The organism is Leeuwenhoekiella sp. A2, assembly GCF_047946655.1.
GTDB lineage: Bacteria > Bacteroidota > Bacteroidia > Flavobacteriales > Flavobacteriaceae > Leeuwenhoekiella.
Window position 1 is genome coordinate 643,985 of record NZ_CP172311.1, and the last position, 21,663, is coordinate 665,647.

At 38.0% G+C, this 21,663-nt stretch carries 24 protein-coding genes and 2 tRNA genes; 10 read left to right on the forward strand and 16 right to left on the reverse strand.

The annotated features are described in order from the left end of the window. Positions 1–50: 50 nt before the first annotated feature. Both ACH3PA_RS02775 and ACH3PA_RS02780 read left to right on the forward strand, forming a co-directional pair. A complete protein-coding gene (locus ACH3PA_RS02775; RefSeq protein ID WP_416440696.1) occupies positions 51–215 on the forward strand; it encodes a hypothetical protein in 165 nt (54 codons plus the stop codon). Between the two features lie 41 nt (positions 216–256). Then, positions 257–430 carry a PLD nuclease N-terminal domain-containing protein gene (locus ACH3PA_RS02780; protein WP_416446682.1) on the forward strand — a complete coding sequence of 58 codons (174 nt, stop codon included), beginning with the start codon at positions 257–259 and terminating at the stop codon, positions 428–430. Here the strand turns inward: ACH3PA_RS02780 and ACH3PA_RS02785 are convergent, their stop codons facing one another. The 12 genes from ACH3PA_RS02785 to tgt all read right to left on the reverse strand — a co-directional run bounded on the left by ACH3PA_RS02785 (position 431) and on the right by tgt (position 14,623). Continuing rightward, positions 431–1,378 carry an NAD(P)H-dependent flavin oxidoreductase gene (locus tag ACH3PA_RS02785; RefSeq protein ID WP_416440694.1) on the reverse strand — a complete coding sequence of 316 codons (948 nt, stop codon included), beginning with the start codon at positions 1,376–1,378 and terminating at the stop codon, positions 431–433. A gap of 91 nt (positions 1,379–1,469) precedes the next feature. Continuing rightward, positions 1,470–2,669: a tRNA 2-thiouridine(34) synthase MnmA gene (mnmA, locus tag ACH3PA_RS02790; RefSeq protein WP_416440692.1), complete on the reverse strand. Its 1,200-nt coding sequence runs from the start codon at positions 2,667–2,669 to the stop codon at positions 1,470–1,472. Positions 2,670–2,827: 158 nt separating this feature from the next. Next, entirely contained in the window at positions 2,828–4,690 is a 1,863-nt protein-coding gene (yidC, locus tag ACH3PA_RS02795) for a membrane protein insertase YidC (protein ID WP_416440690.1), read from the reverse strand. Between the two features lie 206 nt (positions 4,691–4,896). Next, positions 4,897–6,537, reverse strand: coding sequence for a CTP synthase (locus ACH3PA_RS02800; RefSeq protein ID WP_416440688.1), 1,641 nt, complete (start codon positions 6,535–6,537; stop codon positions 4,897–4,899). A 99-nt stretch (positions 6,538–6,636) separates the two neighbouring features. After that, positions 6,637–6,888 carry a DUF3820 family protein gene (locus tag ACH3PA_RS02805; protein ID WP_416440686.1) on the reverse strand — a complete coding sequence of 84 codons (252 nt, stop codon included), beginning with the start codon at positions 6,886–6,888 and terminating at the stop codon, positions 6,637–6,639. Between the two features lie 23 nt (positions 6,889–6,911). Beyond that, positions 6,912–7,400, reverse strand: a complete 489-nt coding sequence (locus ACH3PA_RS02810) for a DUF922 domain-containing protein (RefSeq protein ID WP_416448413.1) — start codon at positions 7,398–7,400, stop codon at positions 6,912–6,914. A gap of 41 nt (positions 7,401–7,441) precedes the next feature. Then, a complete protein-coding gene (locus ACH3PA_RS02815; RefSeq protein WP_416446680.1) occupies positions 7,442–8,626 on the reverse strand; it encodes an asparagine synthetase B in 1,185 nt (394 codons plus the stop codon). 176 nt (positions 8,627–8,802) lie between these two features. Further along, on the reverse strand, positions 8,803–10,359 hold the full coding sequence (dnaB, locus tag ACH3PA_RS02820) for a replicative DNA helicase (RefSeq protein WP_416440682.1): 1,557 nt from the start codon (positions 10,357–10,359) through the stop codon (positions 8,803–8,805). Between the two features lie 168 nt (positions 10,360–10,527). After that, complete coding sequence (locus tag ACH3PA_RS02825; protein WP_416440680.1) at positions 10,528–11,481, reverse strand: acetyl-CoA carboxylase carboxyltransferase subunit alpha; 954 nt, start codon at positions 11,479–11,481, stop codon at positions 10,528–10,530. Between the two features lie 48 nt (positions 11,482–11,529). Beyond that, the gene (locus ACH3PA_RS02830) at positions 11,530–12,429 is read right to left on the reverse strand and encodes a DMT family transporter (protein WP_416440678.1); all 900 of its coding nucleotides are present in this window, start codon (positions 12,427–12,429) and stop codon (positions 11,530–11,532) included. Then, positions 12,416–13,492 carry an LptF/LptG family permease gene (locus tag ACH3PA_RS02835; protein WP_416440676.1) on the reverse strand — a complete coding sequence of 359 codons (1,077 nt, stop codon included), beginning with the start codon at positions 13,490–13,492 and terminating at the stop codon, positions 12,416–12,418. The genes ACH3PA_RS02830 and ACH3PA_RS02835 overlap by 14 nt, the downstream gene beginning before the upstream one ends. Further along, on the reverse strand, positions 13,493–14,623 hold the full coding sequence (tgt, locus tag ACH3PA_RS02840; protein WP_416440674.1) for a tRNA guanosine(34) transglycosylase Tgt: 1,131 nt from the start codon (positions 14,621–14,623) through the stop codon (positions 13,493–13,495). A 204-nt stretch (positions 14,624–14,827) separates the two neighbouring features. Here tgt and ACH3PA_RS02845 point away from each other — a divergent pair, with 204 nt between their 5' ends. The 3 genes from ACH3PA_RS02845 to ACH3PA_RS02855 all read left to right on the forward strand — a co-directional run bounded on the left by ACH3PA_RS02845 (position 14,828) and on the right by ACH3PA_RS02855 (position 17,387). Beyond that, positions 14,828–15,673 (forward strand): transketolase, encoded by an 846-nt coding sequence (locus tag ACH3PA_RS02845; RefSeq protein ID WP_416440672.1) that lies wholly within the window; start codon positions 14,828–14,830, stop codon positions 15,671–15,673. 53 nt (positions 15,674–15,726) lie between these two features. Further along, complete coding sequence (locus ACH3PA_RS02850) at positions 15,727–16,680, forward strand: transketolase family protein (RefSeq protein ID WP_416440670.1); 954 nt, start codon at positions 15,727–15,729, stop codon at positions 16,678–16,680. 128 nt (positions 16,681–16,808) lie between these two features. After that, positions 16,809–17,387, forward strand: a complete 579-nt coding sequence (locus ACH3PA_RS02855; protein WP_416440668.1) for an outer membrane beta-barrel protein — start codon at positions 16,809–16,811, stop codon at positions 17,385–17,387. A gap of 84 nt (positions 17,388–17,471) precedes the next feature. Here ACH3PA_RS02855 and ACH3PA_RS02860 read toward each other — a convergent pair whose 3' ends face one another. Continuing rightward, complete coding sequence (locus tag ACH3PA_RS02860; protein ID WP_416440666.1) at positions 17,472–18,365, reverse strand: FKBP-type peptidyl-prolyl cis-trans isomerase; 894 nt, start codon at positions 18,363–18,365, stop codon at positions 17,472–17,474. An 85-nt stretch (positions 18,366–18,450) separates the two neighbouring features. On the opposite strand from ACH3PA_RS02860, the gene ACH3PA_RS02865 reads away from it, so the two are divergent. Genes ACH3PA_RS02865 through ACH3PA_RS02875 form a run of 3 tightly spaced genes read left to right on the forward strand, consistent with a single transcriptional unit; the run spans position 18,451 to position 19,934 of the window. Continuing rightward, on the forward strand, positions 18,451–18,837 hold the full coding sequence (locus ACH3PA_RS02865) for an RNA-binding S4 domain-containing protein (protein ID WP_416440664.1): 387 nt from the start codon (positions 18,451–18,453) through the stop codon (positions 18,835–18,837). Further along, a complete protein-coding gene (locus tag ACH3PA_RS02870; RefSeq protein ID WP_416440662.1) occupies positions 18,830–19,426 on the forward strand; it encodes an SAM-dependent methyltransferase in 597 nt (198 codons plus the stop codon). Before ACH3PA_RS02865 ends, ACH3PA_RS02870 begins: the two co-directional genes overlap by 8 nt. Positions 19,427–19,436: 10 nt before the next feature. Beyond that, positions 19,437–19,934 (forward strand): phosphoribosyltransferase family protein, encoded by a 498-nt coding sequence (locus ACH3PA_RS02875; protein ID WP_416440660.1) that lies wholly within the window; start codon positions 19,437–19,439, stop codon positions 19,932–19,934. Here ACH3PA_RS02875 and ACH3PA_RS02880 read toward each other — a convergent pair. Next, the gene (locus ACH3PA_RS02880; protein WP_416440658.1) at positions 19,926–20,444 is read right to left on the reverse strand and encodes a shikimate kinase; all 519 of its coding nucleotides are present in this window, start codon (positions 20,442–20,444) and stop codon (positions 19,926–19,928) included. The two genes, ACH3PA_RS02875 and ACH3PA_RS02880, sit on opposite strands and share 9 nt — an antisense overlap. Before the next feature lie 122 nt (positions 20,445–20,566). Here ACH3PA_RS02880 and ACH3PA_RS02885 point away from each other — a divergent pair. Both ACH3PA_RS02885 and ACH3PA_RS02890 read left to right on the forward strand, forming a co-directional pair. After that, a tRNA-Lys gene (locus tag ACH3PA_RS02885) sits at positions 20,567–20,639 on the forward strand. 64 nt (positions 20,640–20,703) lie between these two features. Beyond that, positions 20,704–20,787: transfer RNA gene (locus ACH3PA_RS02890), tRNA-Leu, on the forward strand. A gap of 61 nt (positions 20,788–20,848) precedes the next feature. Here the strand turns inward: ACH3PA_RS02890 and ACH3PA_RS02895 are convergent. Further along, entirely contained in the window at positions 20,849–21,220 is a 372-nt protein-coding gene (locus tag ACH3PA_RS02895; protein WP_416440656.1) for a hypothetical protein, read from the reverse strand. A 59-nt stretch (positions 21,221–21,279) separates the two neighbouring features. Next, the gene (locus ACH3PA_RS02900) at positions 21,280–21,648 is read right to left on the reverse strand and encodes a hypothetical protein (RefSeq protein ID WP_416440654.1); all 369 of its coding nucleotides are present in this window, start codon (positions 21,646–21,648) and stop codon (positions 21,280–21,282) included. Positions 21,649–21,663: the final 15 nt, after the last annotated feature.

Genomic DNA, 21,663 nt, shown 5'->3' on the forward strand with positions numbered 1-21,663 from the left:
TTAAGTAGTTGTTGCTATTGTTTTTAGAATATTACCTTTAAAATAAAAAGATGGAAAATTCTGCACCAGATTCAGACGTTAAAAAACTGCTTAAAAAGTATGAAGAGCTTAAAGCAAAAGCAGAGAAGTATAAAGATTCTGACCCTTTAAAAAGTGATCAACTTAAATTAGAAGCTCAGCAAGTAGCTAATAAAATAGGAAAGACAAGAACTTAGTGAGATTTTCTGTAATCAGCTTTAATTTGAACATAGGTGTAATGCCCGTTGTGGTCATATTGACCTATATTTTAGGCTTTCTAACCTTGATTTCAGTCTGGCGAAACACTGATAATAAAGGAACCCGAATGTTATGGACAGTTGCAATCGCGTTATTGCCATTACCGGGAATGCTTGCTTATTTTATAACCAAAAGCAGGAGAAAATCCAAGTAATTAAAGATTTTGCATCTCATGTTTCGCCAGAGCGAAATCTGAGATAATTTCGTCCACAATCTCTGCGGCAGGTTTTATTTCATGTATCAATCCAGATATTTGACCTATTTCTAGTTCACCCTCATCAAGATCACCTTCAAACATGCCTTTTTTCGCACGAGCACGACCCAACAGATCTTTTAATTGCTGCGGAGTAGGATTAGTCTTGTAAAGCGCCGCTACATCCTCATAAAACTTATTCTTAAGTAATCGCACGGGAGCAAGTTCTTTAAGCGTTAGCGTGGTCTCCCCCTCCTGCGCCTCAATCACTTTTTGTTTAAAAAGAGTATGATTACTGGCTTCTGGTGTTGCAACAAAACGACTGCCTATTTGCACAGCATCTGCACCCAGAATCATGGCTGCAAGCATCCCGCGACCATTAGCAATACCACCGGCAGCTATAAGGGGAATGGTGATCTTTTCTTTCACCATAGGTATTAGGGTGAAAGTCGTAGTTTCTTCCCTCCCGTTGTGACCGCCGGCTTCAAAGCCTTCAGCTACTATAGCGTCTACACCGGCTTCCTGAGATTTAAGGGCAAATTTTGAACTGCTCACTACATGAACAACTTTTATCCCTTTTTCCTGCAATAAACTGGTCCAGATTTTAGGATTACCAGCGCTAGTAAAAACAATTTTTACATCTTCAGCCACGATCACATCCATCAATTTGTCAATATCAGGATAAAGTAGCGGTACGTTTACACCAAAAGGTTTATCTGTAGCAGCCTTGCATTTATTGATATGCTCACGCAGTATTTCAGGATACATAGAACCCGCGCCTATTAAACCCAAACCACCGGCATTAGAAACTGCACTGGTAAGGCGCCAGCCACTAGTCCACACCATTCCTGCCTGGATAAGTGGATATTTTATTCCAAAAAGATTGGTGATCTTATTATTTGCAAACAACTGAAAAGTGATTTTGTGGCTCTAAAAATCGGTAAAAAAGGATGAAAATCGGCTAAATTATCAAAGAAATCGCAGTTACCTTTCTAAGTAATTATGAGATAACCCCAGAACCTAAACACTCATCACCGTTATACCAGGCTACAAATTGACCTTCAGAAATTGCAGATTGCGCATTTTCAAACATTACGTACATACCAGATTCTGTTCTGTGCAAAGTAGCATTCTCCAGAGGTTGTCTGTACCGTATCCTGGCCGAAACATCAAGGGTTTCACCAATTTGTATTTCGAGATCTTCTCTAATCCAGTGAATTTCATTTTCGTTGACAAACAAAGCACTTCTATAAAGACCGGGATGAGATTTACCCTGCCCCGTGTAAATCACATTTTCTTCAACATCTGTATCAATTACAAAAAGTGGCTCTGCTGTACCTCCTACCGCCAGACCCTTGCGCTGGCCTTTTGTAAAATAATGAGCGCCCTGATGCTTACCTACGATTTTTCCGTCTGCAATGCTGTACTTCGGTTTTCTTGCTAATACAGCGGCATCTGTCATAACATCTGCATCTGCATCATTTTCATGCAGAGACTCAATAATCGCATTAGATCTTTCTGCAGATATCTCGACAATGGCGCCTTCTTTGGGCATTAATTTTTGTTGTAGAAACTCGGGCAATCTTACTTTGCCTATAAAGCACAAGCCTTGTGAATCTTTTTTATCTGCTGTAATTAGATCCTGCTCTTTAGCTATTTTACGCACTTCGCTCTTTTGCAGGTTGCCAATAGGAAATAAGGTTTTTGCCAATTGTTCCTGCGATAATTGACATAAAAAATAAGACTGATCTTTGTTTCCATCTGCACCGGCAAGCAGTTGGTAAACAGATTTCCCGTCGCTGGTAGTTTCACCCTTCTGGCAATAGTGACCTGTGGCCACATAATCTGCTCCCAGACTCAGGGCTATTTTCATAAAAACATCAAATTTTATCTCGCGGTTACAAAGAACATCAGGATTAGGAGTACGCCCCATTTCGTATTCACGAAACATATAATCTACAATGCGCTCTTTGTATTGCTCGCTTAAATCTATGGTTTGAAAAGGAATATTCAGCTTTTCTGCTACAAGCATAGCATCATTGCTGTCATCAAGCCAGGGACATTCATCTGAGATCGTCACAGAATCATCGTGCCAATTCTTCATAAAAAGGCCTATCACATTGTATCCCGCTTCTTTGAGCAAATACGCAGAAACACTGCTATCTACACCACCACTAAGTCCTACAACTACGGTTTTCATATCTTTTTACCCGTTTTTTGATCTTTTAGGTCGATAATTAGAACGTAAAATTACGAAAATTATAAACCTACCTGTAAAATGCTTATTTGCAAAGCTCTAATAAATAAAAAAGCTCTGACTAATTAGGTCAGAGCTTTTCAAAAATCTATGATCTAAATCTAGCGTTTGCCTGATTGTTTTTCAGCCTGCTCCATCATTTCAGCCATCTTACGCTGAAAACGGTTCTGTTTTTTAGGCTTCTCTTTGTTCTTCTGAATTTTAGCATGAATCTTAGCATCGTCTATAATGTAATTCTTAATAACGAGCATGATACCTATGGTAATCAGGTTAGATATAAAGTAATACAAACTCAAACCACTCGCATAATTGTTGAAGAAAATCAACATCATAAGTGGCGACAAGTACATAAGGAATTTCATATTAGGCATTCCCGGTTGTTGTGTCTGCGCCATAGATTGACCTGTGGTCATCGTCATGTAAATGAATATAGCAATAGACGCCAATATTGGGAAAAGACTCACGTGATCTCCATAAAATGGAATTTTAAATGGTAATTGTGCAATAGTATCATAACTTGAAAGGTCATCTGCCCATAAAAAGCTTTTCTGCCTTAGGGCGAAAGCTGATGGGAAGAACGTGAACAAGGCATAGAAAACAGGTATTTGTAACAATGATGGTATACAACCGCTCAACGGGCTTGCGCCTGCCTTGCTGTAGACCTTCATAGTCTCCTGTTGTTTTTTCATTGCATTGTCTTTGTACTTCTCATTGATCTCATTGATCTCAGGCTTTAAAACTTTCATTTTTGCCTGAGAAAGATATTGCTTGTACTGTACAGGAGATAGTAAAAGTTTGATACAAACTGTCAATAAAATAATAGCAAGACCGGCAGGCAGGAAGCCTATCAATAAATTAAAGAAAGGTATAATCAAGTATTTGTTGATCACACCAAATATTCCCCAACCCAAAGGCATTGCTTCATCAAGACCACGACCTTCATAATTATTTAAAATTTGATAATCTGAAGGACCATAGTACATATTCATGGCATAATTAAGCTCACCGTTTGCCGGTTTAAGCAAAATATTTGCACCATATTGTTTAGTGAAAACGGTGTCGATCTCTTCGTCTTCAACAAGATTTGTAGACGAGAATTTTACTTCTTCAAAAGGAGTATCTGTCAATAAAATTGAACTAAAGAAATGTTGTCTAAAGTTTAACCAATCTACATGTTCTTCTACCTCAGTATCATCACCCGTTTGACCTAATTTAGAATGTTTATCATCGCCATACTCATAAGTAAGTCTTGAATAGCGATTTTCATACATAATACTTTTTGCATTGCGATACCCTTTTAATTGCCAGTCTAAATGAATAGGCTGAGAAGTATTTACAACATTTTGAAGTCCGACGGTTTTTATACCAAAATCCATCATGTAATCATCGGGCTTCAATTCATATCTATATTCTAGATATTTATCTGCAGAGATCTTCAACTTCATAGAAAGCACTTCGTTATCTCCATTTTTTGATATCGATGGCTCAAAATAAAGATCTGCTGTGTTTATGTTGCGATTATCTGCTGTACTAAAAGTGAGATTAAATTTGTTATTCCCGTTCTTGATCAGGTTTACAGGTACAGAATCGTATGTCTTAAAATTCTTAAGGTGAGCCTTGGTAATATAACCACCCTTATTGCTAACCGTGATTTCTAAAACTTCATTGCTTATCGTCGTAGTTTCATCTGTAGCAGATGGTAAAGTAGCAGAATATGCAAACTGGCCTAAACTCTCACGTAATCTTGATTGCGCTACAGAATCCTGTACAGGTTGCGCTTCTGCAATAGCAGTGTTTGTAGTTTTTGTGGGTGTTGATTCTTCGGCATCTACCTGCTCCTGCTTTGCCTTTTCGGCATCTAACTCTTCCTGGGTAGGTTGATTTGTATAAAGCATAAAAATCAATATTGCACCTATTAAAAGGAAACCAATAATTGATTGAACGTCAAACTTCTTTTCTTCCATAATAACTTACAGCTTTTTAGCTGATTTAAAATTTACTGTTTCTTAGCTTGTATAATCCCTTAAGGATTTAACTCTTATTGAGGCTTGCCTCGAATTTCTTAAAATATTTTCTGATTCATACCTCGTGTGCTTGTGCCAAGGTCATTGCTTTTATATGAAGAAATCAAAAAAACTTTGGGATACCATTAACAATAACAATCCCACTTTTAATTTTGTGCCACATTGGCGGTACTTTTTGCCTGACTGTAATTTACAGCTGCCTGTACAAACGCCACAAATAATGGATGTGGGTTTGCTACTGTACTCTTATATTCAGGGTGATATTGCACTCCCACAAACCAAGTATGATCTGGAATTTCAATAATTTCTACAAGACCAGTTTTAGGGTTTGTACCGGTAACTCTCATTCCCGCATTTTCCAGTTGTGCACGATAGTCATCGTTAAACTCATATCTGTGTCTGTGTCTTTCACTTATAGTAGATTTCTCATAAACTTCGTTTACAATACTACCTTCAACCAGGTCACAATCCCATGAGCCTAAACGCATGGTCCCGCCCATATGTGTGATAGATTTTTGCTCTTCCATCAGGCTGATAACCGGATGCGGAGTTTCTGCATGCATCTCTGTAGAGTTCGCCTTATCGAGATTGATCACATTACGCGCAAATTCTATTACAGCCATTTGCATACCCAGGCAAATTCCCAGAAATGGAATATTATTTTCGCGTGCATAACGCACTGCTTTTATTTTACCTTCTATACCGCGCTCTCCAAAACCAGGAGCTACTAAAAGCCCATCCATTTTAGAGATTTTCTCATCTATCACCTTTTGCGTAATAAATTCACTATGTATAGGTTCTACTCGTACTCTAACCTCATTATCTGCACCGGCATGAATAAAAGCCTCTAAGATTGACTTATAAGAATCCTGAAGTTCTACATATTTACCTATTAGACCTATACTTACCTCAGCCTTTGGGTTTTTATGTTTTTGCAAAAACTCATTCCATCGGGTTAATTCTGGCTCGCCATCTTCAGATAAATTTAATTTCTGAAGTGTAATGGTATCAAGCCCTTCTTCAAGCATCAAATTAGGCACATCATATATAGTAGATGCATCTATAGATTGTATCACGGCTTCTTTTTTCACATTGCAAAAAAGCGCTAGTTTCTCACGAATATCATCTGTGATCTCGTGCTCTGTACGACACACAAGGATATCTGCTTTTATACCGCTTTCCATAAGTGTTTTTACACTATGTTGAGTAGGTTTTGTTTTTAATTCGCCGGCTGCAGACAGGTAAGGAATTAATGTTAAGTGAATTACTAATGCATTATCATCACCTAATTCCCACTTCAACTGTCGCACTGCCTCAATATAAGGTAAAGACTCAATATCGCCCACAGTACCTCCTATTTCGGTAATTATAATATCATAATCGCCGCTTTTTCCTAAGATCTGTATACGCTCTTTGATCTCGTTTGTAATATGCGGAACGACCTGTACCGTCTTTCCTAAAAATTCGCCGCGACGTTCTTTTTCTATTACGCTTTGGTATATTCTCCCTGTGGTCACATTGTTTGCCTGTGAGGTAGAAACATTTAAGAAACGCTCATAATGACCAAGGTCTAGATCTGTTTCTGCGCCATCATCTGTAACATAACATTCGCCATGCTCGTATGGGTTAAGTGTACCCGGATCAACATTAATATAAGGATCAAGCTTTTGAATAGTAACCCTGTAACCTCTTGCCTGCAAAAGCTTTGCAAGTGAAGCGGCAATGATACCTTTTCCTAATGATGATGAAACTCCTCCCGTAACGAAGATGTACTTTGTGTCTGCCATCTGACTGTAGAATAGATTGTGCCCTGTGATTTACTAGAGCAAGTTTACGGGAGGCAAAGTTAGGGATTAATTAGCGAACCTTTTTAGTCTATCAAAGGTTTATTTCCCTAATCTGCGTTTAGGAGCCGGTGCTTTAAACTCATTTTTAATCTTATAAATCAATCCTTCTAAACCGTTGATTTTTATTTCATACATCTCCTGCATGAGTAGGCCCAGCTTACCGGGCGGAAATCCCTTTTGTTTAAACCAGGTATAATAATACTCAGGAATCTCGACCAGATAAGAATCTTTGTACTTACCAAAAGGCATTTTATAATGAGCCAGTTCTATTAATTTCTCTTTATCGTACAAGTGTCCTCTTCGTTATTTGCGATTTACTTCCAGTTATCATATTCTTTTAATAACTCGGCAATTTTCTTTTCCCAGAAATCTTCTGCAGCGCCGTAAACAGAATGAATTGTTTCTTTATCAAATGCCTGTTGCATCTCTTGCCGGCCTTTCTCAATTTCCCTGTAAATATCTTTGATCTCTTTTTGAGAATTAGATGTAAACTCAAAATTTGCCACGCGCATTCTAAGTTTGCGCGCATACAGTTCTGAAATATCAAAGTGTACCTGCTCATGCCTTAGAACGCTGGGCGTTGCAAGTTCTGGCTTATACCAAGACAGCGTGGGATAGAAATAGGCCTTAACCTCAGATTCTTCTTTTATCAGATAACCGTTTTTATCTAAAGAATAACTATGGCTAATACCAGAATTTAAGCTTGCCACAAACACACTTTTAGCCTCAGGTGTACCTTTAAAATCTTCCCAGGTAATCTTTTTGTGATCGCTCCAGCTCACCCGCTCAACATCATTTTTCACGAAAGTTGAAACAATTAAAAGTAAAATCAAAAATCGGAACATCAGGTTTTCTGTTTTTTCTTTCGCGCAGCAGGAAACAATACATTATTTAAGATAAGCCTGTAACCAGGACTTGTGGGGTGCAAGGCGAGCTCAGTTTTAGGATCGCCCACACGATGCTGGTAATCTTCAGGATCGTGACCGCCATAAAAAGTAAAGAACCCTTTGCCTTTAATACCGTGTATGTATCTCGCCTCTCCATTGGTCCTGTTCTCTCCCAGCACTAAAACCGTAGCTTTGATCTCTTCAGGATCATAAGAAGTGGTTTGCCCCATAAAACCTTTTACAAGCGCAGTATGATTTTGACATAACATCGTAGGAATAGGATCCCATTTTGCCGAAAAATCTTTTAATGTAAAATAATCTGTAGTAGGTGGTATACGCCTTTTTGTGGTCATATCTATACTGGAGAACTCATAGCGGTTAGGATCGCGCTCAAGGTGAAAATCTGTAAAAGCAAAAGTCTTATCATAATCTATCTTAGATTGATAATCAGGATCTGAAGCATCACCATCAAACATAGCTTCACAAATATCTACCCCCTCTGCCGCAAGTGCAATATCAAAACTATCTGTCGCGCTACACATAGCAAACATAAAACCCCCGCCTATGACGTAATCTCTTATTTTTAAAGAGACAGCAAGCTTTTCTTGCGATACTTTATCATAACCCAACTCGTGTGCGAGTTTTTCTGCTGCTTGCTTTTCTTCTATATACCAGGCTGTTGCTCTGTAACTACCATAAAATTTGCCATATTGCCCTGTAAAATCTTCATGATGCAAATGCAGCCAATCATATAAAACCAATTGATCTTCAAGTACTTCTTTATCGTAGATGGTTGTATAGGGAATCTCTGCATATTCTAATACCATTGTTACAGCATCATCCCAGGGTACAGAACTGTCTGGAGTGTAGACCGCGATTTTAGGAGCTTTTTCCAGAATTACTGCATCCATGTTTTGCGACGGACTACTAATTTCCGTAAGAATAGCTTCTGTTTTTGCATCGCTTAGCACTTCATATGAGACTCCGCGTATGGTACATTCCCGGCGTATTGCTTCTGTATCTGGCAATAAAAAAGAGCCACCGCGATAATTGAGTAGCCATTTTACTTTCTGCTGATTAGCCAGCGTCCAGTATGTAATACCATAAGCTTTTAGGTGTTCCTTTTGCCCATCTGCATCCATTGGGATGAGCACATAAGAAGCAAAAGACTGCAGACTGCACAGAAGTGCGAAAAAACACATCCATCTTCCAGATAAAAATCGGCCTGGAAGGGGCATTTTTCGGTTAAAAATTGAAAAAATTGTCATAAGCATAAGTGAATTTACAACGAAACAAACACTATGCCTAGTATATATTTTTAAAAAGGAACTTCATCGTCATCACCTCTTTTAAAACCACCATCGTTCATTGAGCTTCCAAATGCCTGGTCTGGACTGGGGAATTGATCGGGTTTAAATGTATTATCATTTGCAGCTTCATTCATGCGAGACTCAAACTCGTAAGGTGTGCTAAAATCATCCAGGTTATCAAATTTACCCAGATGACCAATAAACTTAAGTCTAATATTCTCAAGACCACCGTTACGGTGTTTTGCAACAATAAATTCTGCCTGCCCTTCAGTTGGGCTGCGCTCCTCATCATCCCACTCGTCTATCTTGTAATATTCTGGCCTGTAGATAAATGATACAATATCTGCATCCTGCTCAATAGCACCAGATTCCCTAAGGTCAGAAAGTAAGGGTCTTTTACTTCCGCCACGCGTTTCTACCGCTCGAGATAACTGTGAAAGTGCAATTACAGGTACATCCAGTTCTTTCGCTAAAGCTTTTAAGTTACGCGAGATCATAGATATTTCTTGTTCCCTGTTTCCGTTTTTCTGGCTTCCACCAGCGGTCATCAACTGCAAATAATCTATCACAATAAGTCTAATACCGTGCTGCGAGGCCAGACGGCGTGCTTTTGCTCTAAGATCAAATATTGAAAGCGACGGCGTATCATCTATAAAAAGAGGAGCTTTCTCAAGTCCTTTCACTTTAACATTCAACTGTTCCCACTCGTGCTTCTCAAGCTTACCGGTACGTAATTTTTCAGATGAAAGTCCGGTTTCTGATGAAATAAGACGGGTAATTAACTGTACCGATGCCATCTCAAGTGAGAAGAAAGCAACAGGAATACCTTGGGTCACGGCAATATTTCGAGCCATCGACAGCGTTAAAGCCGTTTTACCCATACCGGGACGAGCTGCCACAATAATTAAATCACTAGGCTGCCAACCTGAGGTAAGTTTATCTAAACGATCAAAACCGGAAGGAATACCAGAAAGACCTTCTTTATTAGAAATTTCTTCAATCTTTTTCTTTGCCTGAATTACCAGACTTTGAGCAGTCTCACTGCTTCGTTTTATATTGCCCTGAGTTACCTCGTATAACTTGCTTTCGGCATGATCAAGAAGATCAAAAACATCTGTTGTTTCATCGTAGGCCTCTTCTATGATCTCGTTTGAAATCTTGATCAAACTACGCTGAATATACTTCTGCAAAATAATACGAGCATGATACTCAATATGGGCAGAAGAAGATACTTTTTGAGTAAGCTGAATGAGGTAATAATCGCCCCCAGCCTGCTCTAATTTCGTCATTTGGCGTAATTGCTCAGAAACAGTTAATAAGTCAATGGGCTCACCGTTTTCAAACAAGGTGCGTATCGCGTCGTAGATATGTTTATGCGCATCTTTGTAAAAAACATCAGGGCTCAAGATATCTATAATCTCATCTACCCCCTTCTTATCAATCATCATCGCCCCGATAACAACCTGCTCTAAATCAATAGCTTGCGGAGGTATTTTACCCTTCTCAAGCGGTATTACCGAGCCTTGTGAATAATTGTATGAGGTTTGAGGTTGAACTTTTTCCATAAAGGCGAATGTAAAAAAAATGTTAAGGCTTAGGTCAATTTAAAGCCCCCGCGTTATTCACTACAAGTTAACAAATGCCTGTGAATAACTACTTAAAAATGTTTATAACGCAAAAAAAACCGAGGAGTAAAAACCTCGGGATTTTGTTACAAGTGATGTTTAATATGATTAGCCTTTAAAGACTCCCATTTCAGAATATTTTTCCATTCTTTTTTCAACCAAATCTGCTGGTGATAAGTTTTTGAATTCTGAATATGCGGCGGCTATTTCTTTTTTGACGATCTCAAAAGTTTTTTCTCGGTCACTGTGAGCACCACCTAAAGGCTCTTTTACGATATGATCTATTAGCTTCTGCTTTTTCATATCTGTAGCAGTAAGTTTTAGCGCTTCTGCAGCTTGCTCTTTAAACTCCCAGCTGCGCCATAAGATAGATGAACATGATTCTGGTGATATTACAGAATACCAGGTGTTCTCCAGCATCAATACCTTATCTCCTACACCTATACCTAAAGCACCACCACTGGCACCTTCACCTATTATAACAACTATGATTGGCACTTTAAGTCGTGTCATCTCAAGTATATTGCGAGCAATTGCCTCACCCTGCCCTCTTTCTTCTGCTTCAAGACCAGGATAAGCCCCTGGCGTATCTACAAAAGTCACAACAGGTAAGCCAAACTTTTCAGCGCTCTTCATAAGACGTAAAGCCTTACGGTATCCTTCTGGATTTGCCATACCAAAATTACGGTACTGGCGTGTCTTTGTATTATAACCCTTTTGTTGGCCTATGAACATATAGCTTTGATCGCCTATCTTACCCAGACCGCCTATCATCGCTTTATCATCTTTAACATTGCGATCACCATGCAGCTCTAAGAAAGTATCACCACATATCGCGTTGATATAATCTAAAGTGTAGGGTCTGCTAGGGTGACGAGATAGTTGTACACGCTGCCAAGCTGTAAGATTCTTGTAGATGTCCTTTTTAGTCTCTGCAAGTTTCTTTTCTATTTGCTTGCAGGTGTTTGTAACATCTACATCGCTTTCCTGACCAATAATTGTGCATTTGTCGAGCTGTTCTTCAAGCTCTTTTATAGGTTGTTCAAAATCTAAATATTCCATTTAGGGGAAATTTTTAGTGAGTTGACAAATATACAGGTTTTAAAGGCGTCACTGCAATGCCTTTTTCCTTTTTAATTTGCGTGAATTTTTTAGAATACCATTTAAAATTACAGTAAAAAGTATTAAGAGGGCACCGTAATAAAAACCCTCATTCATCTGTTCTGCATCACCTAAAATCAAGTACGCCAGTATAATGCCATAAACAGGTTCAAGATTTGTAGTAAGCATTATCGTATATGGGCTAAGATGCCGCATTACTTTGACTGAAGCTATAAAAGCATAAGCGGTACAAATACTTGCTAATATTAAAATATATACCCAGTCCATTACAGGTAATACAAAAAACGAACTGGTAAATCCTGAAGTCATAAGCAGATAAATACTTATAAATCCTGCTCCTGCCAGCAACTCGTAGAATGATATTTTTGACGGCGGATTTTCCTTAACGAGTTTTCCGTTTGCCAGAGTGAATAACGCAGCCAGAAAAGCTGAAAATAAAGCCACAAAAATACCTTCAGAAAATCGGGTTTCTACCTCAAAAATCAGGTATAAACCGCAAATAACCAGCACACCAAAAAGCAGCTCGTACCAGATTAATTTTCGTTTATAAAAGATAGGCTCGAGTATAGAAGTAAAAAATGCTCCTGTACTCATCATCGCGAGCGTTATAGAAACGTTAGATATTTTGATCGCACCAAAGAAAGTGAGCCAGTGCATTGCGATCAATACGCCTACTCCCATCATTTTTAGCAACGTAGATGTTTTCGCTTTAAGCGAAATTTTCTTCCATTTTATATAACCAAAAACTACGGCGCTTGCAATCAACATGCGATACCACACCAGTGAAACTGCTCCCACGGTTATTAAAGCGCCCAAAACGGCAGTAAAACCCCATATAAAAACTATACCCTGAAAATGCAGGTAACTCTTAAGCTTATCGTTTTGCATTATTTAAAAGGTAGATAGCAAGTATCCCAAAAATGAAATTAGGCAGCCACACGGCCACGACGGGAGAAAAATCTGATTGCTCTGAAATTGTACCAAATACCTTATCAAAAAAGATAAAAACGAAAGCGAGCGAAATACCAAATGCCAGGTTTATACCCATACCTCCTCTCCTCTTCATCGCAGAAACGGCTACCGCTATAATAGTAAGAATGTAAGCGCTTACCGGCAGGCTGTAGCGCTTAAAAAGCACGACTTCATAGCTGTTTATATATGACGATCCACGAGCTTTTTCTTTATCTATAAATCTTCTTAGCGCAGGTGTTGTCAATGTTTCGGCAATGTATTTTACCGGAGTAAGATCTTCCATGTCAAAAGTGAAAACCGTATCCAGTTTTCGCTCAGATTCAAGAATATCTGCATCTACACCTACCGTTCTTTTTTTGTAAGCGTTAAGTGTATAAGTGCTGTCTTCAGGATTAAAAACTATGCTGCGAGCCTCAAGCTTATATTGAAGCGTATTATCTTCAAAATGCTCAAGTGTAAAGTCTCTCCCCATATTTGTAGAAGGGTTAAAACTACTCACATAGATATAGTCGTTATCGTTGATCTGCCTATATACATTCTGCGTTTCACGATCTTCTTTTCCGTTCTTAAGGTATTGATAGGTGAACTCATTAAAACCCTGACTTGCCGCCGGAGCCAGATATGTACCTAAAATATAAGCACCCACGCATACAATCGTCGCTCCTATCAAGTAAGGTCTTAAAAATCTATAAAAGGAAACCCCGCTACTTAAAAAAGCAATAACCTCTGTATTATTTGCCAGTTTTGAAGTAAACCAGATTACCGAAAGAAATAAAAATAAGGGAAAAAGCAGGTTAGCAAAGTATACCGTAAAATTGAGATAATAGACCGCAACTTCTAAAAACGGAACTTCATTTGCCAGGATCTTATCGATCTTTTCTGCAAGATTCACTGTAATTCCAATAGGTATAAATAGAAGTAACATGGTCACAAATGTGCCCAGATATCGTTTTAAAATATACCAGTCAAGAATTTTCATTTAAAGCCTGTTATCCATTTGTTTGACCATTTTCTCCTTCCAGGAGTAAAAATCGCCATTTAAGATCTGTTTTCTGGCTTCGCGTACCAACCACATATAAAAACCGAGGTTATGAATTGTACCTATCTGCCGGGCCAGCATTTCATTTGCTTTAAAAAGATGGCGCACATATGCTTTGCTGTATTCCTTATCTACCCAAGTAGTACCGTTCTCATCAAGAGGAGAGAAATCATCTTCCCACTTCTTATTTTTAATATTTATAATACCCTGAGAAGTAAATAAAGTACCGTTTCTACCATTTCGCGTAGGCATAACACAGTCAAACATATCTATACCCAACGCTATATTTTCTAAAATATTTATCGGTGTGCCCACACCCATAAGATAGCGCGGCTTGTCTTGAGGTAAGATATTTGTAACGATCTCTGTCATCGCGTACATTTCTTCTGCTGGTTCACCTACAGAGAGACCGCCAATGGCATTGCCTACAGCACCAGCATTTGCGATATATTCAGCAGATTGTATACGTAGATCTTTATAAGTACTACCCTGCACAATTGGGAAAAATGCCTGATCATAACCATATTTTACAGGAACTTTTTCCAGATGATTAATACACCTGTCAAGCCATCTGTGCGTCATATGCATAGATCGTTGTGCATATCTATAATCGCAGGGATATGGGGTACATTCATCAAAAGCCATAATGATATCTGCGCCTATAGATCGTTGTACTTCCATCACATTTTCTGGAGTGAAAAAATGAAAAGAACCGTCTATATGTGATTTAAATTTTACACCTTCTTCCTTGATCTTTCTATTGGCAGAAAGAGAATAAACCTGATAACCCCCGCTATCTGTAAGTATATTTCTATCCCAGTTCATAAACTTATGCAGACCACCGGCCTTCTCAAGCACCCGGGTTTGCGGGCGTAAATAAAGATGATAGGTGTTGCCAAGAATAATATCTGGATCTATATCTTCTCTAAGTTCCCTTTGATGCATTCCTTTTACTGAACCCACTGTACCCACCGGCATAAAAATGGGAGTTTCTATTTTACCGTGATCTGTAGTTATTGTTCCCACCCTCGCTTTTGTACTGCTGTCGGCGTGTAAAAGGTCAAATTGCATATGCTGTTTTAGGACGGCAAAGATAAAACTATTTAACAGAAAGCATCTTCATATTAATGCTGTTGCTAATATTTTCAATCTATTAACGATTTTAGGTATAAAAGGGCCGATTTTTTTATACAAACCCTAATAAATGAATGACTTTTGATTGTATACGCCTATTAAAAAGGGTATTTTTGGCGTAATAATCTTAATCTAAATATAATGCCGAACAAACAACAATTAGAGGATCTGGTAAGCCAGGTACGCAGGGATATTTTACGTCAGGTACACGCCTGTCAATCTGGTCACCCAGGCGGTTCACTAGGGTGTACAGAATTTTTTGTAGTCTTATATAATGAGATTATGGAAAGAAAAGAAGGATTTGATATGGATGGAATAGGCGAAGACCTTTTCTTTCTTTCTAATGGTCATATATCACCTGTATTTTATAGCGTTCTAGCGAGAGTAGGATATTTTCCTGTAGAAGAACTTAGTACTTTTAGACAAATAGATTCAAGACTTCAGGGTCACCCAACCACTCATGAAGGTTTGCCAGGTATACGAGTAGCTTCTGGCTCTTTAGGACAAGGTATGAGTGTAGCTTTAGGAGCAGCACAAACAAAAAAATTAAACGGTGACAAGCACCTGGTTTATAGTCTTCACGGTGATGGTGAATTACAGGAAGGTCAAAACTGGGAAGCTATTTTATATGCTGCCGGTAACAAAGTAGATAATCTTATTTCAACTATAGATCTCAACGGTCAACAAATTGACGGTAGCACAGAACACGTTTTACCTATGGGTAGCATTAAAGCTAAGTTTGAAGCTTTTGGCTGGGATGTTCTTGAAGTTGATAAAGGAAACGATATTGATGCAATCACAAATGGTCTAAATGAGGCTAAAAGCCGCACCGGAAAAGGAAAACCTGTATGTATTCTTTTACACACAGAAATGGGTAATGGCGTAGACTTCATGATGCATACACATGCATGGCACGGTAAAGCGCCAAGCGATGAGCAATTAGAAAATGCATTAGCTCAAAACCCTGAAACCTTAGGAGATTATTAAACCAAATTTCTTACCCTTAACTGTAAGAAATTTGAAAAGAACAAATTGAAGATATGAAAAAATACACGAGTACAGGAAATATAGATACAAGATCAGGATTTGGTGCAGGGATGGATGAGCTGGGTAAAACCCATGAAAATGTAGTAGCATTATGTGCCGATCTTACTGGTTCATTAAAATTAAATGATTTCGAAAAAAATCACCCCGAACGCTTTTTTCAAACAGGGATTGCAGAAGCTAACATGATTGGTATGGCTGCAGGTATGACCATAGGTGGAAAAGTGCCTTACGCAACCACTTTTGCAAACTTTGCCACAGGTCGTGTTTATGATCAAATACGCCAGAGTGTGGCTTATTCTGGTAAGAATGTAAAAATATGTGCATCTCACGCAGGTTTAACACTGGGTGAAGATGGTGCTACACACCAGATTCTAGAAGATCTTGGTCTTATGAAAATGTTACCGGGAATGACTGTAATAAACACATGTGACTTTAACCAAACCAAAGCTGCAACAATTGCTATTGCCGACTATGAAGGACCGGTTTACCTGCGTTTTGGGAGACCAAAAGTTCCTAACTTCACTCCCGAAGATCAAAAATTTGAGATAGGGAAAGCTATACTTCTTAATGAAGGTACAGATGTTACCATTATCGCAACGGGACATTTGGTTTGGCAAGCATTAGAAGCCGCTGAAGAATTAGAAAAAGAAGGAATAAGCGCTGAGGTGATAAACATTCACACAATTAAGCCACTGGATACTGAAGCTATTTTAAAATCAGTTAAAAAGACCGGTTGTGTGGTTACTTGTGAAGAGCATAATTATTTAGGTGGTTTGGGTGAAAGCGTTGCCGGTGAACTTGCAATGAACTATCCTGCTCCGCTTGAATTTATAGCTACTAAAGATACTTTTGGCGAAAGCGGAGACCCTGCTGACCTTATGGAAAAATATGGTCTAAATAATAAATCTATACAGAAAGCCGTTAAAAAGGTGCTATCAAGGAAATAAAAAGTAGGGTTTTTACCTATTAAGTTGTCCTATTAGTGAACAGATTAAAAATTTGAGGTCTTGTGACCAATTGATTTTAACCGATTCTAATAGGACATCTTCTTTTTAGAATCATAAAACTTGATGAAATGAAAAAAGCACTTTTAAGTATTCTATTTGTAGCAACCACTTTTGGCTACGCGCAGTCAGACCCAGGTTTTGGTATAAAAGGCGGACTTAATTACAACGGTAATGGAGATGTAACAGATTCTGCAGGAAACGCCCTTGAGCATCCTGACAGAAATGTAGGCTACCATGTGGGTGTATTTGGCCGTGTAGGGGAGAAATTATACTTCCGTCCAGAACTTGTCTATACAAGCATTAGTAGCTCTTATGACAGCGATGATTTTAAAATGCAGAAGTTAGATGCCCCATTACTTGTAGGTCTTGAAGTTATTGGGCCTTTAAGCGTATTTGGTGGCCCTTCTTTGCAATATATACTTGATACAGATTTTGATGGTGTAACTTTAGGAGATGTAGAAGATGACTTTACTGTGGGATTAAATTTTGGTGTAGGCGTTGCTTTAGGAAAGCTGGGGCTTGATCTAAGATATGAAAGAGGTTTTAGCGATAATGAAGCCGAATTTTTAGACTCAAACGGTTTAACCTATGAGCGTATAGACACAAGACCAGATCAATTTATATTGAGTTTATCACTTAACTTGTAAATACAACACAACCTATATAAAATAAAAAAGTCCCGCAAAACGGGACTTTTTTATTGCTAGCTTACTATCAAGCTATTTATTCTATTAGCTATTATCTGCATCCAGATAATCTGGCGTACCATCATTATCTGTATCTGGAAATGTTAAAGAACCATCCTCATTAACTATGATCTCGTCTTTAGTAGCTGTACCATCGCCATCATCATCGGCATCATAATAATTAGGCGTAGTATCACCATCTGTATCATCTGCTACATCTACTAAATACATATTTTCATCCAGATCTTCCATATAAGAAGGGATACCGTCACCATCGTGATCTGTTTGATTCATTCCGTACAGATTAAATCTAAAGATTAGGTTTTTGTATTGCCCTATTGTTGAGGTGCTAGAATTGTAATAAGCAAGACCTGTAGGTATAAAAGCTGCGCCAATACCATAGTCATTATTAAATGTTACCGTACCATCACCATTTGAGGTGTAGCCTGTTGCACCTTTAAAACTATTAAGTGATTTTGAGAAACCTTCTATAGACGCCGAAAGATCAATCCATAAAGGGTTAACACTGGCATCAAACAAATTCCCTTTTAAAACATCACCTCTATAAGTAACATAAGTAGAATCTGCAAAAGTAGGCTGATCACCTGCGCCTTCACGAGCTACAAGTACATATAATTTATAAGTCACATCATACCTATTCAGGGTTTTGGTAATAACCTGATCAATTAAAGGCGTTTTATCTGCATTATCACCACTAATGGTATCAAAAACTATTTGATAGTCAAAATCATCTGTAGGAGTTGCAAACTCTTCGTAATTATAAAAATGAGTCTCAAGATAAGTTGAAATTTCTGCATCGCTAGTTATCTGTTCCTCAGCACGATCTCTTATTACTTCAGGCTCTACACTGTTATCGTCTTTACTGCAAGAGATAAAACCAAGAACAAGAAGAGCAAGGCATATCGTTTTATTTATCATATTCATCATTATTCATTTAGGTCGCGCAAGATACAATTTTACGCTATTTTTGTTACATCAAAAACGAGCTTAAAAGAAAGAGATTATGCGTGTGGATAAATATTTATGGTGTATCAGATATTTCAAAACAAGATCTATTGCCACAAATGCCACTAAAAAAGGTCATGTAAAAATAAATGGAGACGCTGTTAAGCCATCCCGGGATGTCTATCCTACAGATGAAATTGAGATACGCAAAGACCAGGTAAACTATAAAGTAAAAGTTCTTGACCTTCCCCCCAGTCGTGTGGGCGCAAAGCTTGTAGGCCTGTATTGCGATGATATTACACCTAAAGAAAATCTTGAGAAACTTGACCTTTTAAAATATTCTAAAGATTATTACCGCAAGAAAGGTACCGGGCGTCCTACTAAAAAAGACAGACGTGACCTTGATGATTTTCAGGATACTGATGACTTTTTTGAAAATGACTAAACTAGATCAATTTTATTGGGAAAACAGATATGCTCAGGGAAATACAGGCTGGGATATAGGCTACCCTTCAAGACCTTTAGCTGAATATATAGATCAGCTTCAGGACAAATCGATCAAAATACTAATTCCTGGTGCGGGTAATGGTTATGAACCTATCTACTTATATGAACATGGGTTTAGCAATATAAATGTGGTAGATCTTGCCAAAAAGCCGCTCAAACACATTAAAAATCAGATTCCAGAATTTCCTAAGGAGCGATTAATACAATCTGATTTTTTTGAACATACAGATAAATACGATCTAATTCTTGAACAAACATTCTTCTGTGCCCTTCCTCCTGAGATGCGAACCGCTTACGCGAAAAAAATGCACTCTCTGTTAAATTCCGGCGGTAAAATTGCGGGAGTTTTATTTGATTTTCCCCTTACCGAAAAAGGGCCACCTTTTGGCGGAAGCCTTAATGAATACAGAGAATTATTTACGCCGTTGTTTAATATCAGGAAATTAGAACCTTGTTATAACTCAATAAAACCGAGAGCGGGTAGCGAACTCTTTTTTATATTTGAAAAATTGAACACCCAGCTTTAAACACTACATAATGGCCGTACAGACAATTCTTACTCATGCCGATATTCAAAATAAAATAAGACGTATCGCTTATCAAATATACGAGTGCAATGTAGAGGAGACCGAAGTGATTCTTGCCGGCATCTCTAAGAACGGTTATGTTTTTGCGCAGCGCTTAAAAGAAATATTAGAACATATCTCTGAAATTAAATGTACGCTTTGTGAGGTCACGATGAATAAAGACAATCCGCTGGGCACGGTAAAGACTTCTCTGGAATCAAGTGCATACAGCAACAAATCTGTCGTGCTTATAGACGATGTTTTAAATAGCGGCACATCATTGATCTATGGTGTTAAGTATTTTCTTGAAGTACCACTTAAACAGTTTAAAACCGCGGTTCTGGTAAACAGAAATCATAAAAAATACCCGGTAAAAGCAGATTTTAAAGGTATCTCGCTAAGCACATCTTTACATGAAAGAGTAAAAGTGCGTTTTAAACCAGATAAAGACAGCGCTGTTTTAGAATAATTTCGCCTCGAGCTCATCTACAAGCTCTGCTTCAGATTTACCTGCCGCAAATAGCTTAAAATCGGCCTGATTATAGTAAAAACCGCGTTCAAAAAGGTGTTTTCTTATATATTCTTCCAGCTTTTCTTTAGTATCCTGGTGCGCTAACAGCGGCCTATGCAAGCGAGCTTCCCAAAGTCTGCCGGTAAGTTCTTCTACCGGCACATTGATATACACACTAACACCTTGTGCATTTTTTATAAGTTCCATATTTGTGCCGTAGCAGGGTGTACCTCCTCCTAAGCTTATAATCGTGTCATCAAAACCAGATAAAACATTCTTAAGATGGATTGATTCTATCTTTCTAAAATATATTTCACCTTTATTTTTAAAAATCTCTGCGACGGTCATTTTTTCTTTTCCTTCAATATAACTGTCAAAATCGAGGAAATTATAGTTTATTTTTTCAGCCAGCATTTTACCAAGGGTCGATTTACCACTTCCCATATACCCCATTAAAAAAATTGTCATGCGCTTTATTTATTGATTTTCAGTGAAATAAATTCTTGTAAAAAAAAGTATTCAAATTTATCAAAAAACCTTTTGAATTATCAATTAAATGGCTGTATATTTGCACCCGCATTCAGGGAAAAGATCTGGTAGCTCAGTTGGTAGAGCATCTCCCTTTTAAGGAGAGGGTCCTGGGTTCGAGCCCCAGCCAGATCACTTTAAAACATAGAATGTTATAAAAAAGTTGAGCATTTTATGCTCGACTTTTTTTTTACTACCTACCCGGGTGCTGGAATTGGTAGACAGGCATGGTTGAGGGCCATGTGTCCTTAAGGGCGTGTGGGTTCAAGTCCCATTCCGGGTACAAGAAAAAAATGCTGAAGAAATTATCTTCAGCATTTTTTTTATTTTATCTGGTGTCGTATCTACAGTTCTACCTTTAAACTATTCTCCAGTTTTAAAATTTCGTCATAAATCAATATCACAAATTCATGTTCTGTTTTTTGCTTGTAAAGATCTAAATGTGGTATTCTGTAAAATATACCTTCCTCCTTCTTGTAATAATTCTCAAGCTCTTCACTATAGACAAAGTCGCGCTTCTCTTTCTTTGCAATAAAATACTTCAACAACTTACAGTAACCATCTAAAACAGCAATTGAATAAGCCATACGCACACTTAGGGGAGTATCTTTATTAACCGTATTAATATAAGAATGGTGATTGAAAATATTTTGATCTTTTAATATTTTCATTTTCTCCTTAAAACTGTACTCTATATTTATAAGAACTTCTCTCATCACCTCTTATATACGTAATAAAGAAGCTTAAAGTTTTAATTATCATTGAACTCTGGTTTTTATTCACCTAAATTCTCAGAAAGACTATACAATTTTATGTAAGCTTCAAAAAACTCACCGTCGTCAAACCAGTGCGAAAAGCGGCATTCGTATTTACCCATATAAATATCTTTAGCAAGCTCAAAATTTTCAATTTTAATGTGGCCTATTTTGCCTGCGGTCTTCTCGTAAATATGAACCTTATTCTTGTAAAAAGGCAGCAGTTGCTTTATTCTTAATTCCAGCGGTTGCCCAGGCGCACAATTATTTATGATCTTTATCTTTCTGCCTTTTTTGTGTACCGCCTTAATTTCATAAAACGCATGAGAAGTATCATCCTCATGTACTTCTTGCTCTTTATCAACAGTTTTGAGTAGTTTCCTTTCCATAGCTAAACATTAATT